At 50.4% G+C, this 13,886-nt stretch carries 12 protein-coding genes and 1 pseudogene; 6 read left to right on the top strand and 7 right to left on the bottom strand.

Translation table 11 applies throughout. From position 1 onward, the window contains the following. The first annotated feature begins 123 nt into the window (after window positions 1–123). Window positions 124–618, top strand: a complete 495-nt coding sequence (locus HMPREF9370_RS06070; protein ID WP_009116506.1) for a DUF4149 domain-containing protein — start codon at window positions 124–126, stop codon at window positions 616–618. 245 nt (window positions 619–863) lie between these two features. Here HMPREF9370_RS06070 and queA read toward each other — a convergent pair whose 3' ends face one another. From queA to HMPREF9370_RS06045, 5 genes and pseudogenes are all read right to left on the bottom strand, one after another. Continuing rightward, complete coding sequence (gene queA / locus HMPREF9370_RS06065) at window positions 864–1,892, bottom strand: tRNA preQ1(34) S-adenosylmethionine ribosyltransferase-isomerase QueA (protein ID WP_009116504.1); 1,029 nt, start codon at window positions 1,890–1,892, stop codon at window positions 864–866. An 84-nt stretch (window positions 1,893–1,976) separates the two neighbouring features. After that, complete coding sequence (gene ubiA / locus HMPREF9370_RS06060; RefSeq protein WP_009116503.1) at window positions 1,977–2,915, bottom strand: 4-hydroxybenzoate octaprenyltransferase; 939 nt, start codon at window positions 2,913–2,915, stop codon at window positions 1,977–1,979. 248 nt (window positions 2,916–3,163) lie between these two features. Further along, a complete protein-coding gene (locus HMPREF9370_RS06055; protein WP_009116501.1) occupies window positions 3,164–3,652 on the bottom strand; it encodes a chorismate--pyruvate lyase family protein in 489 nt (162 codons plus the stop codon). Window positions 3,653–3,663: 11 nt separating this feature from the next. Then, window positions 3,664–4,152 (bottom strand): transcription elongation factor GreB, encoded by a 489-nt coding sequence (gene greB / locus HMPREF9370_RS06050; protein ID WP_009116500.1) that lies wholly within the window; start codon window positions 4,150–4,152, stop codon window positions 3,664–3,666. A gap of 148 nt (window positions 4,153–4,300) precedes the next feature. Continuing rightward, window positions 4,301–5,536: pseudogene (locus HMPREF9370_RS06045) on the bottom strand (nucleobase:cation symporter-2 family protein); the annotation flags it as partial. 393 nt (window positions 5,537–5,929) lie between these two features. Between HMPREF9370_RS06045 and dapA the strand changes: the two are divergent. The 3 genes from dapA to tsaD all read left to right on the top strand — a co-directional run bounded on the left by dapA (window position 5,930) and on the right by tsaD (window position 9,103). Further along, window positions 5,930–6,805 (top strand): 4-hydroxy-tetrahydrodipicolinate synthase, encoded by an 876-nt coding sequence (gene dapA, locus HMPREF9370_RS06035; protein WP_009116497.1) that lies wholly within the window; start codon window positions 5,930–5,932, stop codon window positions 6,803–6,805. 20 nt (window positions 6,806–6,825) lie between these two features. After that, window positions 6,826–7,944, top strand: a complete 1,119-nt coding sequence (locus tag HMPREF9370_RS06030) for an NlpB/DapX family lipoprotein (RefSeq protein ID WP_009116496.1) — start codon at window positions 6,826–6,828, stop codon at window positions 7,942–7,944. A gap of 109 nt (window positions 7,945–8,053) precedes the next feature. Beyond that, window positions 8,054–9,103 carry a tRNA (adenosine(37)-N6)-threonylcarbamoyltransferase complex transferase subunit TsaD gene (tsaD, locus tag HMPREF9370_RS06025; protein WP_009116495.1) on the top strand — a complete coding sequence of 350 codons (1,050 nt, stop codon included), beginning with the start codon at window positions 8,054–8,056 and terminating at the stop codon, window positions 9,101–9,103. Between the two features lie 298 nt (window positions 9,104–9,401). On the opposite strand, the gene pta is transcribed toward tsaD, so the two are convergent. Continuing rightward, window positions 9,402–10,883 (bottom strand): phosphate acetyltransferase, encoded by a 1,482-nt coding sequence (pta, locus tag HMPREF9370_RS06020; protein WP_009116493.1) that lies wholly within the window; start codon window positions 10,881–10,883, stop codon window positions 9,402–9,404. A gap of 255 nt (window positions 10,884–11,138) precedes the next feature. Here pta and HMPREF9370_RS06015 point away from each other — a divergent pair, with 255 nt between their 5' ends. After that, complete coding sequence (locus HMPREF9370_RS06015) at window positions 11,139–12,146, top strand: LLM class flavin-dependent oxidoreductase (RefSeq protein ID WP_009116492.1); 1,008 nt, start codon at window positions 11,139–11,141, stop codon at window positions 12,144–12,146. 70 nt (window positions 12,147–12,216) lie between these two features. On the opposite strand, the gene rarD is transcribed toward HMPREF9370_RS06015, so the two are convergent. After that, window positions 12,217–13,128 (bottom strand): EamA family transporter RarD, encoded by a 912-nt coding sequence (gene rarD, locus HMPREF9370_RS06010; protein WP_009116491.1) that lies wholly within the window; start codon window positions 13,126–13,128, stop codon window positions 12,217–12,219. Window positions 13,129–13,275: 147 nt separating this feature from the next. Here rarD and HMPREF9370_RS06005 point away from each other — a divergent pair, with 147 nt between their 5' ends. Then, window positions 13,276–13,740, top strand: coding sequence for an Lrp/AsnC family transcriptional regulator (locus HMPREF9370_RS06005; protein WP_040667509.1), 465 nt, complete (start codon window positions 13,276–13,278; stop codon window positions 13,738–13,740). Window positions 13,741–13,886 lie beyond the last annotated feature (146 nt).

Raw genomic sequence — 13,886 nt, 5'->3', positions numbered from 1 at the left:
GGCATTCTTGTATTTTGCTCTTTTGTCATATTTGACCATGCATTTGTTTGTGCATGGTTGACAGCTTATTTTTCATATAGTTTAATTCACAGAATTTAAAAAAATTTAACAAAGAGATTAGTCATGAATCGTTTTGCTGCGCTCATTGCAGGCAGTTGGCTAGGGATGCAGATTATGGCAGGCTATGTGGCCGCCCCTATTTTATTTAAAAGTTTGGACAGGGTTCCCGCCGGAGATATTGCCGGCAAGCTGTTTACCGTGGTCGGTTATTACGGCTTAGCTGCTTGGTTTTTGGTATATGTGGTTGCCAGAATACAGTCTTACAGCAAAAAGCCGCAGCGCTGGATTGCTCTGCAAATTGTTCTTCTAGGCATTAATCAGCTAGCCGTAACACCGGTTATCGAAGCAATCAAGCAAGGACAGCATCATCCGTTACTGGCTGTTTCCAATCTTTTCCTCTCCCCGTCGAGCGAAGCAGGTGGAATGACTGAATTTGCCTTTTGGCACGGGCTTTCCAGCCTGATTTACATGGCAACTTCCGTTTTAGGCTTACTTCTGCTCTCTGTCTTCCTACGGCTAAGCTTCGGAGAAAAGAAAACGCTGCCAGAAACCAAATAAACTGGTACAAAGCAGCTTGCGTTTCGTATGAAACAGCACGAAATACCTGAAATCTATACAACAAATGCCTGTCTGAAAACCACTTTTCAAACAGGCATTTCCATCGTCTCAAACACCTATTTTTATATTCAGGTTTACCTGAGTGTCTTAAAGTTTCGGCAACCTCAAATTATTTTCGAATCAAGCCCGAATATGATAGCGCTTATTACTAAGTTAAGTAGCTGACCATCTTTTCAGACAAGCAATCAATCTTCCACCCGTCCCAATATCATCGCATCGCCATAACTGAAAAAGCGGTATTGTTGCTCAATAGCATGTGCGTAAATATCGCGAATATTCTGCGTACCCGAAAAAGCGCTGACCAACATCAATAAAGTCGATTTCGGTAAATGGAAATTGGTGATTAAGCGATCAATCACTTCAAACCGATAGCCCGGCGTAATAAAAATATCCGTATCGCCCTGGCCTGCGCTCAACACACCGGAGCGCGCCGCAGATTCAAGCGCACGCATAGAGGTGGTGCCCACCGACCATACCCGCCGCCCTGCCTGTTTGGCTTTATGGATTTTATTCACCGTTTCTTCGGACACTTCATACCATTCACTATGCATTTTATGCTCGGCAATATTATCCACTCGCACCGGCTGAAATGTGCCTGCCCCCACATGCAGCGTTACTTCTGCCATTTCCACGCCTTTGGCCGCCAATACTTTCAGCATTTCCTCAGTAAAATGCAAACCTGCCGTAGGTGCGGCAACCGCGCCCTGCTCTTTTGCATAAACCGTTTGGTAGCGGCTGTCGTCATTTTCTCCGGCGGCACGCTCGATATAGGGAGGCAGCGGAAGATGGCCGTGTTGCTCCAAAAGTTCGTAAACGTTTAATCCGCCTTCAAAACGCAGGCAGAATAATTCGCCTCGCCGCTCTTCCATCACGGCCTTAATCCCACCTTCAAACCACAGCTCGGTGCCAGGTTTCGGTGATTTTGAGGAACGTATATGTGCAAGCGCGCGATTCGTATCCAACACCCGCTCAACCAAAGCTTCAATTTTTCCGCCGCTGGCTTTCTGTCCGAACAAACGGGCTTTAATCACTTTGGTATTGTTAAACACCAGCACATCGCCGGTCTCAAGCCACATCGGCAAATCGGCAAACACCTTATCTTGGAAAGGCTTATCAGGCAGCGCAACCAGCAAACGGCTGTTACCGCGTATTTCGGGGGGATGCTGGGCAATTAATTGCTCCGGCAGTTGGAAGTCAAAATCAGAAATATGCATGAAACTTTAATTCACAATTTTAAAAAAATAAACACAATGCCTGTCTGAAAACTTTTTTCAGACAGGCATGTAAACAAATTCACTTCAGAAAGTCCAGCCGAGCTGTCTGAACAAACCGCACAAGAACCACCAGCAGTAATGCAGCCCGATAGCGATAAACCATGCCAAGCCAATACGGTTGTTTTCCAGAAACGTGCGGAAACAAGCCTGCCGGTCGCGTGTTTTAATCGTTTGATATTGCTGCCACTGCCAATACACCACCAGCGGCACCGCCAGCCAATAAGGCCAAGTCGCTTTAATCTGAATGCCCAGAATCACCATCAACACGGTAAACCAGAAATGGCAGAGCATCACTGCGGCAATGTCATGCTGGCCAAACGTGATGGCGGAAGTTTTGATGCCGATTTTCAAATCATCTTCTTTATCGGCCATCGCATAAATCGTGTCGTAAGCCAGCGTCCACAGCACATTGGCGGTAAACAGCAACCAAGCCACCGACGGCACGGTTTCCTTTACAGCGGCAAACGCCATCGGAATGCCGAATGAAAAAGCCAAACCGAGATAAAACTGGGGCAGCGGGAAAAACCGCTTGGTAAACGGATAGGTAATTGCCAGAAAAAGGGCGGGAAGGCTCATCAGCCAAGTCAGGCTGTTGAGCGGCAACAAACAGAGCGCCGCCAACATACAGAGAATCAATAGAAGCAACAAGGCTTCGCTTTTGGTTACCAAACCTCTCGCAAACGGGCGTGATTTGGTGCGCTCAACCGCGCCGTCAATATCGCGGTCGGCAAAATCATTAACCACACAACCTGCGCTGCGCATCAGAAAAGTACCCATCAAAAAAGCAGCCAGAATTATCAAATCCGGCACACCTTCCGATGCAATCCATAATGCCCAGAGTGTGGGCCAAAGTAAAAGCAAAGTACCTATCGGCTTTTCAACCCGCATCAGACGGCTGTATATAAGCATACGGCCAACCGCATAACGCGGAAGCATTTGTAATAGTAAGCGTTTCATTTCCATTTTCTGTATTTGTTTTCCGTTTTATGGCTGCTTCTGTTATTTTTATCAATTTAGCCATGATTTATCGTGAGTTTGTGCATTAATTGCTTATTTTTATTATGCACCGAGCTTGTCTAAGCGGCATGAATTATATAATAAATTCATGCCTATATGCTGTTTCAAAAGCAAAAGAACATCAATTTATGCAAGAGGATTATTTTCTCCTTAATAAAGAAACATTTCCACGCCTCGGTGAAGCAGGATTAGAACTATTCAAAATCGTCCAGAAAATATTCCACCAAGCCCAAACGGTTGCCGTTTAATGAGAACACGGAACGCCGCGCTGCTATTGACAAAGCATTTTCATACGGTAGAACCACATGCCCGCAACTGCAATATTCAAAAGGTGTGCGCACCAAAGGCAGCGCGCCATTAAACAAACGCTCTCCCAAAGGCTGCGTGCCGCAATCCAACACTTCGTGCCACACGGCGTCATCCGCTTCACACACACTGCGCGCCCACACAACCGGCTGGCCGCTCAAACACAATAACACTTCCCGTGAAAACACTTGCGCAGGAAAATGCCTGTCTGAAAACCATCCGCGGCTTTCAGACAGGCCCAAATGTAAAAGACGCACGGAAAATGACGTATCCAAAGACCTGAGTGCGGCGGTTAAAGACGGCTGCTGCATCAGCCATTGCAGTTTTTCAGACAGGCCTTCGGGCAGCTGCTCCTGCCAGTTTAATGTTTGCTGCATAAGCCGCCCCGTTAATCAATCTTAATATATTCAACCGACAAAATTTCAATTTCCTCGCTGCCTTCAGGCGTGCGCAACACCACTTCGTCACCCTCCCGCGCTTTGATTAAGCAACGCGCCAGCGGGGAAATCCAGGAAATTTTGTTGTGTGCAGTATCAATCTCATCTACGCCGACAATTTTTACCGTTTGTTCGCTGCCGTCGCCGCGCAGCAATAAAACGGTTGCACCGAAAAACACTTGGTCGGTGGCTTCGCGCGTTTCCGGGTCGACTACTTGCGCGGCCTCCAAACGCTTGGTCAGAAAGCGGATGCGGCGGTCGATTTCCCGCATACGGCGTTTGCCGTAGAGATAATCGCCGTTTTCACTACGGTCTCCGTTGCTCGCTGCCCAGTTGACGATTTGCACGATTTCCGGACGCTCTTTATTAACCAGCTGGTAAAGCTCGTCTTTCAAAGCCTGCCAGCCTGTAGGAGTGATGTAATTGGGCGTGTCGCTCATAATGGAGAAACATTTGTCAAAATTTAAACGCGTATTTTACTTCATCCGAAACCAAAAAAGAAAACAGTCTGGCAGAAATACAGCAATTCATAAATAATGCCTGTCTGAAAATATGTTTCAGACAGGCATTGGCTTGATATCACCAATCGCCCAAACCCAAGCCGATGGAAGTTGCCGCAATCACAGCTTCCCTGCGGTTGATACCGTTGGTCATAATGATGCGTACACCTGCAATGGCAATCAACCCAAACATCAACACCATCGCACCGCCGAGCACCGGGCTGGGAATCGTAGTAAATGCGCGCCCCACAATCGGAAACAGACCCAATACCACCAAAATCGCCGCAATATACTTGCCCACATGCCGCGAAGCTACTCCGGTCATCTGAATCACGCCGTTGTTTTGAGCAAACGTGGTCAGAGGCAGCGAGCCGAGTGCAGTAGCAATCACGGAAACCAAGCCGTCGGCAAACACGCCTCCGCGCAAACGCTTCTGAAACTCATCGCCTTCATAATCTTCACCCGACACCATTGCTGTAGCGGTTAAATCGCCCACCGCCTCGAAAATACTCAGTAAATACACCAAACCGGCCACCAAAAACGGCACCCATTGGAAATCGAAACCATATTTAAACGGCACGGGAACCGTCACCAAAGGCAAATCCTTCAACACCGAAAAATCCACCATGCCCAAAAACAGCGCCGCGATACAGCCCGCGATCATCCCTACCGCAATGCCGCTCATACGCAGCAACGGGTTTTTCAAGCTGTTGAAAAACAATACCACCGCCAACACGAACGCCGCCAGAGCAATATTCTGCCAAGCACCGAAGCTGCCGTCGTTCAAAGCCGCATAACCTCCTCCGAATTCAGTAATCGCCACGCTGACCAAGCTCAGGCCGATCATCATCACCACCACGCCGCTCACGGTAGGCGTGATCACTTTTTGCAGATAAGGCAGCAGCCATGCCGAACCGGCCACCAAAAACGCGCCGACAAACGCCACGCCCAACAGCGCCGAAATCATCGCATGCTCGTCCAAGCCCTGCTCTTTCATACCCAAACCGAGCGAAATCATTACGCCGACAAACGAGAAGTTTACCGACTGAATCGACAACAGCCCCGAACCCACAGGCCCGAAACGGTTTACCTGCAAATAAGTGCCGATACCCGAAGCCACCATCGCCATCGACACCAGATAAGCCGTCATTTCCGGCGGCAGCTTCAACGCACCGCCCACAATCAGCGCCGGCGTAATCATCGGCACAAATATTGCCAGCAAATGTGTAATCGCACTTAATAAAGCATTGGCAAACGGCGGTTTGTCTTCCAAGCGGTAAACCAAATCCGGCGTGTCCGCACCCTTTCTCAACGGGGCTCCCATCACATTATTCCCTTAATCAAATTAAAATAAAATTTACAAGGTTACGCATCATTCAGCCCGACACTCTCACTTAAAACTATTTGAAACAACAAAAGCTTAAGTATCAAAGCTGAAGCTATACATAAAATGTCAAATTTTGTAACCGCGAGCATTTTATCCGAAGCGCAAAAGCACTTCCATTTTTTTACCTTTTGTCGGCTTTCCCCACCGCACAGCCAAAAAACAGCGTTCCACACACCCACAACCGCCGTTTATCCTTGAAAATACCGATTAACATTTCTTCTGCTATCATGCCTGTCTGAAACGGCGGCTTCACCCAACCGCTATTTCACAACGCAGATAAAGTAAGCTACAATCCACCATTATTATTGACGTCTGACAAAGGTTTCCACTATGTTAAAAGGCAGTTTGGTCGCATTGATTACCCCGATGCAGGCAGACGGCAGCATTGATTACAATGCGCTGCACAATCTGATCGACTGGCACATCGAAAACGGCACCGACGCTATCGTAGCCGTAGGCACTACCGGCGAGAGCGCCACTTTATCCGTTGAAGAACACAAGCAGGTAATCGAAGCCACCGTAAAACACGCCGCCAAGCGCATTCCCATCATCGCCGGCACCGGCGCCAACAATACTCATGAAGCCATCGAGCTTTCCAAAGCTGCAAAAGCTGCGGGCGCCGATTACACTTTGTCTGTCGTTCCCTATTACAACAAACCCTCCCAAGAAGGTATTTACCAACATTACAAAGCCATTGCCGAAGCAGTGGATATTCCGATGATTATCTATAATGTTCCCGGCAGAACGGTTGTGAACATGTCAAACGAAACCATTCTGCGTTTGGCAAAACTGCCCAATATTGTCGGCGTGAAAGAAGCCAGCGGCGACGTAGCCCGCGATATCGAGCTGATTAACGCGGCACCGGAAAGCTTCGCCGTTTATTCCGGCGACGATCCTACCGGCCTGCCCTTTATGCTTTGCGGCGGACAAGGCGTCATTACCGTTGCCGCCAATATCGCACCCAAGCTGTTTGCCGACATGTGCCGCGAAGCATTGGCAGGCAACATCGCCGAATCCCGCCGTTTAAACCAAAAGCTGATTCCGCTTTACAACGTGATGTTCTGCGAGCCCAGCCCCGCCGCACAAAAATGGGCCTTGAGCAAACTGGGCAGGTGCAGTGCAACTGTGCGTTTGCCGATTATTGAACTATCCAAAGAAGCACAAGCCAAAGTTCAAGATGCTTTAGAAACACTCAAACTGATTTAACCCCCAACAGGAATGATTATATGAACCGCATGAAACCGGCCGTATTGGCCATCGCCTTAATCGGCTTGGCCGCCTGTTCCAGCAACAAAGCGCAACCCAAACTTGATTACCAAACCCAAAACCGCAAAGTGGTGAATCTGGAAGTTCCCCCTGATTTAACCAATCCGAATCAAGGCAACCGTTACAACCTGCCCGCAGCAGGTGGTGCGGTTCGTGCCAGTGACATACAGCGTGCCAACGCCCAACAACCGGCCAACCAAGCCGTATTGCAAGGCGTGCAAGGTGTAGAATTGAAGCGCGAAGGCAATCAGCGCTGGCTGCAAATCAGCGGTAAGCAACCCGCTGAAATCTGGCCGCTTCTGAAAGCCTTCTGGCAGGAAAACGGCTTCGTTATCAAATCCGAGGAGCCTGCCATCGGCCAAATGGAAACAGAATGGGCAGAAAACCGCGCCAAAATCCCGCAAGACGGCCTGCGCAACCTGTTTGAAAAAGTCGGCCTCGGCGGCATTTATTCCACCAGCGAGCGCGATAAATTCACCATCCGCATCGAACGCGGCGCCAACAGCACAACCGATGTATTCTTTGTTCACAAAGGCATGAAAGAGGTATACACCAATAAAAACAAAGACACCACCATGTGGGAGCCGCGCCCGAACGAACCTACTTTGGAAGCAGCATTCTTAGGTCGCTTTATGCAATATCTGGGTGCCGACCAGCAACAAGTCGAACGTCAATTGCAGCAAAACGCCGGCAAAGCCACAGTCAGCGAATTGGCTAAAGTCGATGGCAACAGCCTTTTGGTCAGCGGCGATTACCAGCGCAACTGGCGCCGTACAGGCTTGGCGCTTGACCGTATCGGCTTGACCGTATTAGGCCAGAATGTCGAAAAACACGCATTCCTGGTGCAGCCGGTGCCTGATGAATCAGCCGCCAAAGGTAAAAAGCCCGGCATGTTCACCCGTATTTTCGGCAAAGGTAAAAAAGACGATTCCGCCAAACAGACCATGCCTGAGCTGATTGTGTTTGTAGAACCTGTTCAAGGCGGCTCGCGCATTCAAATCCTCAACAAAGACGGCAGCGCCTACCGAGGCAAAGAGGTTTCAAGCTGGCTTAGCAGCCTGCAAAACGAATTGCGTTAATCTTTGTGTCAAGCAATCAATGCCTGTCTGAAAAATCTTTTCAGACAGGCATTGTGTTTAAAGCTAAAATACGCTTCTTTCAATTTTCACAAACAATTTCCAAAATAAAATGTTAGTTCTCGGCATCGAATCCTCCTGCGACGAAACCGGCGTTGCGCTTTACGACACAGAACACGGCCTGATCGGCAACCAGCTGCACACCCAAATGGCGATGCACGCCGAATACGGCGGCGTTGTGCCCGAGCTTGCCAGCCGCGACCACATCCGCCGCTTAGTGCCACTCACCCATGCCTGTCTGAAAGAAGCCGGCAAAACATTCGGCGATATTGATGCCGTTGCTTTCACTCAAGGCCCGGGTTTGGGCGGCGCGCTGCTGGCAGGTTCAGGCTATGCCAACGCTTTAGCCTTTGCACTGGGCAAACCCGTGATTCCGGTGCACCACTTGGAAGGCCACTTGCTCTCCCCGCTTTTGGCAGAAGAAAAACCCGACTTTCCCTTTGTCGCCCTGCTTGTTTCAGGCGGCCACACCCAGCTGATGGCTGTGCGCGGTATCGGCGATTACACTTTGCTGGGCGAAAGCGTGGACGATGCCGCCGGCGAAGCCTTCGATAAAACCGCCAAGCTGCTCGGCCTGCCCTATCCCGGCGGCGCCAAACTTTCCGAACTGGCCAAACTCGGCCGCCCCAACGTTTACACGTTTCCGCGCCCGATGCTGCATTCGCACGACTTGCAAATGAGCTTCTCCGGCCTGAAAACCGCCGTGCTCACAGCGGTGCAAAAAGCAGAAGCCTCTTCTGAAAACGGCAGCCTTTCCGAGCAAACCCGCAATGATATCTGCCGCGCTTTCCAAGATGCCGTGGTTGACGTATTGTTTTCCAAAGCCAAGCAGGCGCTTATCGACACAGGCTTCCGCACATTGGTGGTAGCTGGCGGCGTAGGTGCCAACTGGAAACTGCGCGAATCACTGGCCGCACTCAGCATCAAACCTGCGCCCAAGGCCAAACCTGAAGCCGTGAAAGTGTTCTTCCCGCCCCTGCCGCTCTGTACCGACAACGGCGCCATGATTGCCTTTGCCGGCGCCATGCATTTGCAAAAGTCTACCCAAGCAGGCGCGTTTGGTGTCAAACCGCGCTGGCCGCTAACCGATATTGTGAAATAAAGCACACAGCAAATGCCTGTCTGAATGTTTTCAGACAGGCATAGGTTATGCGGCAATACAGCGAATCACTTAAAAATAGTACATTCGTCATACTCGGGCTTGACCCGAGTATCTCTTAAAGTTACTGGAACTCAAGATACTCGGGTCAAGCCCGAGTATGACGGTATCCTTATTATGTCAGTGGATTAACTAATATACCGCCAAATACAATCAATATACGAAGAGCATACAACCTCCAGCTCCCAAACAAAAATGCCTGTCTGAAAGCATTCAGACAGGCATTCTCTATATGTTCACATTATTTTGCCATTTGCTCCGACTGAATCGCAGTCAGCGCGATGGTGTACACGATATCTTCCACCAAAGCACCGCGCGACAAATCGTTTACAGGCTTGCGCAAACCTTGCAGCATGGGGCCTACGCTCAATACATTGGCATTGCGCTGCACCGCTTTGTAAGTACAGTTACCCGTGTTCAAATCCGGGAAAATAAACACGGTAGCCTTGCCTGCAACCGGGCTGTTGGGCGCTTTGGATTTGGCAACGCTGGCAACGCTCGCCGCATCGTATTGCAACGGGCCGTCCACCGCGATGTCGGGGCGTTGCTGTTTCACCAGTTCAACGGCAGCGGCTACTGCTTCCACATCCGGGCCTGCGCCTGATGTGCCGGTTGAGTAGGAAATCATGGCCACGCGCGGCTCAATGCCAAATGCTTTGGCTGAATCTGCAGATTGGATGGCGATTTCGGCCAATTGATCCGGTGTCGGGTTCGGGTTAACCGCGCAGTCGCCATACACCAGCACTTGACCGGGCAGCAGCATGAAAAACACGCTGGATACAATGCTAGCACCGGGCGCGGTTTTAATCAGTTGAAATGCAGGGCGGATGGTGTTGGCAGTGGTGTGAACCGCGCCGGAAACCAAGCCGTCCACATCGTTTTGCGCCATCATCATGGTGCCGAGCACAACGGTGTCTTTCAATTGCTCGCGCGCCTGCTCGGGCGTTAAACCTTTGCTTTTGCGCAGTTCGCACATCGGCGCAACATATTGTTCGATTAAAGTATCGGGATCAATGATTTCCACGGAATCCGGCAATTCCACGCCGATTTCCTGAGCCACGGCCAACACGGCCGGGCGGGGTGCAAGCAACACGCAACGGGCAATGCCTTTTTCATGGCAAATCGCAGCGGCATGCACGGTGCGCGGCTCCGCACCTTCCGGCAACACGATGCGCTTGTTGGCTTTGCGCGCAGATTCCATCATATTGAAGCGGAATTGTGCGGGCGACATGCGCGGCTCTTGAGGCGCAACCAGTTTGGACACACCTTCCAGCGCGTCGGGCTTGCCCAAATAAGGCAGGCCGGCATCTTTAGCCGCTTCCGCGCTGCCGCCGATTACACCCATGATTTCTACGTTTTTACCGGCAAACGATTGTTTGGCGAGCTTCAGGCGGGTTGCCGTGCCGCATTCGTTGCTGGAAGCAAACACCACTCGCGCATTAAAAGATGTGGCGAGCTCCACATTTTGCACGGATAAAAATGCGCGTTCGGCATCATTTTGAATACCCTGAATCACCACGTTCGGTTTATCAAGCTCTGCTACGCGGCCGACCAACAGGTCGAACCAATCATCAGATTTGCCGGCACCAATCAGCTGCTCGGCTTCGGAAGCATCGGCCAGCGGATTAAACACCACCGCATCAGGCAGGCCTGAAGCCACGGTTTTTGCAACGGATGCCATATCCACATGAACGCATACGGGTACAATCAAAATATTTGCCATAACGCATTTCCTTTTGTATTTAGGGGGTTAATCTACATCATTTCAACAAGGTGCAAATATACTCTAAAAAGGCAGAAAATCCTACTTGTTTTGATTTTATGATGACAGCCATCCGCATTGCTGATAGGCTTCGGTATTCGCAGATTCCTGTCTGAAAAATAGGCAACACAGCGGTTATAAAATGTGCATCCAAACTTATAAAAACAGCACTATAAACTTTTCAAATCAGATATAAGCTCAACCCGAGGACACACCATGATTCCCGTATCCGTATTAAACCTTGTGCCCATACGCGAAGGTCAAAACCGCGCCCAGGCCATTGAATCCATGATCGAGCTGGCCCAAGAAACAGAAAGAATAGGCTACACGCGCTATTGGATTGCCGAACACCACAACATGCCCAGCCTTGTCAGCTCGGCCACACAGGTTTTGATCGGCCACACGCTGGCCCACACCAACAAAATCCGTGTAGGCAGCGGCGGCGTGATGCTGCCCAACCACAGCCCGCTTTTGGTCGCCGAACAATACGGCACACTCGCCACCATCTATCCCGACCGCGTTGACTTAGGCATAGGCCGCGCACCGGGTACCGACCGCCCCACAGCCACCGCACTACGCCGCAACGAACGCAACCTCTCGCTGAATTATCCAAATGATGTGCAGATGCTGCAACGCTATTTCCGCTCAAGTGATGAGCAAGGTTATGTTCGCGCATTTCCCGGCGTCGGGCTGAATGTTCCCATTTATATGCTCGGCTCCAGCACCGAAAGCGCCCACTTGGCTGCTGAACTCGGCCTGCCATTTGCCTTCGCCGCCCATTTTGCGCCGCGCCTGATGGATGCAGCTCTTGAGATCTACCGGCGTGAGTTCAAACCTTCCGATGTACTGGAAAAACCTTATGTGATTGTGTGTCTCAACGTCATTGCCGCAGACACCGACGAAGAAGCCCGTTTTCTCGCAGGCTCACAGCAGCAATTTATAGCCAACATCATCAAGAACACTCGTCAGCCGCTCCAGCCCCCCGTAACCGAAACGCACATCCAATGGGGCAGCGAACAAGAGCAGGCAGCCGTAAACGAAATGCTGGCCTGTTCGCTGATTGGCAGCAAAGCAAGCGTGGCCGCCCAATTCGAAGCCCTGCAAATCCGATTGCGTGCCGATGAAATCATGGTTGTCAGCTATATTTATTATCAGCAAAAACAATACCATTCTTACCGGCTGTTTCACGAAATCGCATCTTCTTACCAGCCAAGTTCACTGTAAAAACAAACATGCCTGTCTGAAAACTTTTTCAGACAGGCATTTGCTTAATGAAAACCTATGTGGCTTTGCGTTAAACCACCGGCGCGCCCAAAACTTCCCTGCGGCTGCCGCGCATCTTCACATAGCCGTCATACATGCTCAAACCCAGCCCCAGCCAGATAAAGCCGTAAGTAACCACCGAATCGGCCGACACCTGTTCGCCGAGCAGCGTGGCCGCCAGCACAAACAGCAAAATCGGTTCGAGATAGCTCAACATGCCAAACAGCGTTACCGGAAGCAGGCGGTTGGATTGCAGGTTCAGCAGCATCGCCGCTGCGCTTACCACGCCCAACATGGGAATCAGCAGCCATTGCTTGGAAGGCTCCAGCCACACATCCATCCCGCCGGTATAAAACAGATAAAACACCGCCACCGGCGCAATCACCGACAAATCCACCAGCAAACCCGCCAGCTCCGGCACGTTCAAATGGCGGCGCAGCAGATAATAAACAGGATACGAGCCGAACACCCACAGCGTTACCCAAGAAAACGCATGGGTGTGCCAGATTTCATAAAGCACGCCGCAGCCTGCAGCGGCCACCGCCAGCCATTGCAGGCGGCTGACTTCTTCATTCAAAAACACCCGCCCGCACAAGACCATCATCAACGGAAAAAGAAAATAACCCACCGCCACATCCATGCCGTAGCCATTCAGCGGCCCCCACATAAACAGCCAAAGCTGGCTGGCCAAAACCGGCGTGGGCAGAATCAGCAGCAGCCATCTGCGCCAGTTTTTACCCGTTTCGTGGGCAAAGCGAAACACCTCGTGCCTGCCGTTGCCCAGCCACAAAATCAGGCACAACACACCCAACATCGCCACCATGCGCCATGCAAATACATTTGTGCCGCTCATCGGCTGCATCCAACCGCCGTAAAGATAAAGCACGGCAAACAAAATATTGGACACCACGCCTGCAATCAGGCCTTTTTTTATTGTGTTCATTTTAATGTTCTTATTCTGAAATCAAGATAATGTTTGGAATCAGCATTTTAATGCTTGAATGCAGAAAAATTTTTTCCGTTTTATCCGTTTTATGAAATAATTTATCTAAATTTAATCTGTTATGAAAAATTTTATCAAATATTCAAAATGTATAACCCAGACAAGCTAGACCGCCAGATTCTCAACATCTTGCAAAGCGACGCCACACTCTCGCTCAACGAACTTTCCGCACAAGTCAACGCTTCCGTTGCCACTTGCCAGCGGCGCATCCTCAACATGAAGCAGCAGGGCATCATTCTAAAGCAGGTTGTTTTGGTCAACCCCGCTGCCGTCGGCCGCAGCCTCAGCGTGTTTGTATCGGTGGAAATGGCCAGCCAAAACACGGCGCAGCAAGACGCTTTCGTGCGCCGCATCAACGAAGAGCCCGACGTGGCCGGCTGCTACGAAGTATCCGGCGCCTATGATTACATGCTGCTCGTTCATGCCAAAAACATGGAGGAATACCACCAATTCACCCGCCGCGCACTCAATTCGGAAAACAACGTGCGCAGCTTTACCAGCCAGTTTGTGATGAACTTCAACAAAGTCGAAACCAAAATCGCCCTGGAATAAACCATGCCTGTCTGAAAACTTTCAGACAGGCATACTCACTATATAACGATACCGTCATACTCAGGCTTGCCCCGAGTATGACGAGGCGTGCTGATTTTTTAAGTTTATTTGCCATATAACCAATCGACCATTAAGCCGCAAAGCCG

Origin of the sequence: Neisseria wadsworthii 9715 (assembly GCF_000227765.1) — a bacterium.
Taxonomy (GTDB): Bacteria; Pseudomonadota; Gammaproteobacteria; order Burkholderiales; family Neisseriaceae; genus Neisseria; species Neisseria wadsworthii.
Note: the sequence above shows the minus strand (reverse complement) of the source record. Positions and strands in the feature narration are given on the sequence as shown.

Bases quoted from the DNA above. Each gene is read 5' to 3' on its own strand.
- HMPREF9370_RS06070 (WP_009116506.1), top strand. From the start codon at position 124: ATGAATCGTTTTGCTGCGCTCATTGCAGGCAGTTGGCTAGGGATGCAG.
- dapA (WP_009116497.1), top strand. From the start codon at position 5,930: ATGTTAAAAGGCAGTTTGGTCGCATTGATTACCCCGATGCAGGCAGAC.
- queA (WP_009116504.1), bottom strand. From the start codon at position 1,892: ATGCATATTTCTGATTTTGACTTCCAACTGCCGGAGCAATTAATTGCC.
- ubiA (WP_009116503.1), bottom strand. From the start codon at position 2,915: ATGGAAATGAAACGCTTACTATTACAAATGCTTCCGCGTTATGCGGTT.
- rarD (WP_009116491.1), bottom strand. From the start codon at position 13,128: ATGAACACAATAAAAAAAGGCCTGATTGCAGGCGTGGTGTCCAATATT.
- HMPREF9370_RS06030 (WP_009116496.1), top strand. From the start codon at position 6,826: ATGAACCGCATGAAACCGGCCGTATTGGCCATCGCCTTAATCGGCTTG.
- HMPREF9370_RS06015 (WP_009116492.1), top strand. From the start codon at position 11,139: ATGATTCCCGTATCCGTATTAAACCTTGTGCCCATACGCGAAGGTCAA.
- HMPREF9370_RS06055 (WP_009116501.1), bottom strand. From the start codon at position 3,652: ATGCAGCAAACATTAAACTGGCAGGAGCAGCTGCCCGAAGGCCTGTCT.
- tsaD (WP_009116495.1), top strand. From the start codon at position 8,054: ATGTTAGTTCTCGGCATCGAATCCTCCTGCGACGAAACCGGCGTTGCG.
- greB (WP_009116500.1), bottom strand. From the start codon at position 4,152: ATGAGCGACACGCCCAATTACATCACTCCTACAGGCTGGCAGGCTTTG.
- pta (WP_009116493.1), bottom strand. From the start codon at position 10,883: ATGGCAAATATTTTGATTGTACCCGTATGCGTTCATGTGGATATGGCA.
- HMPREF9370_RS06005 (WP_040667509.1), top strand. From the start codon at position 13,276: ATGTATAACCCAGACAAGCTAGACCGCCAGATTCTCAACATCTTGCAA.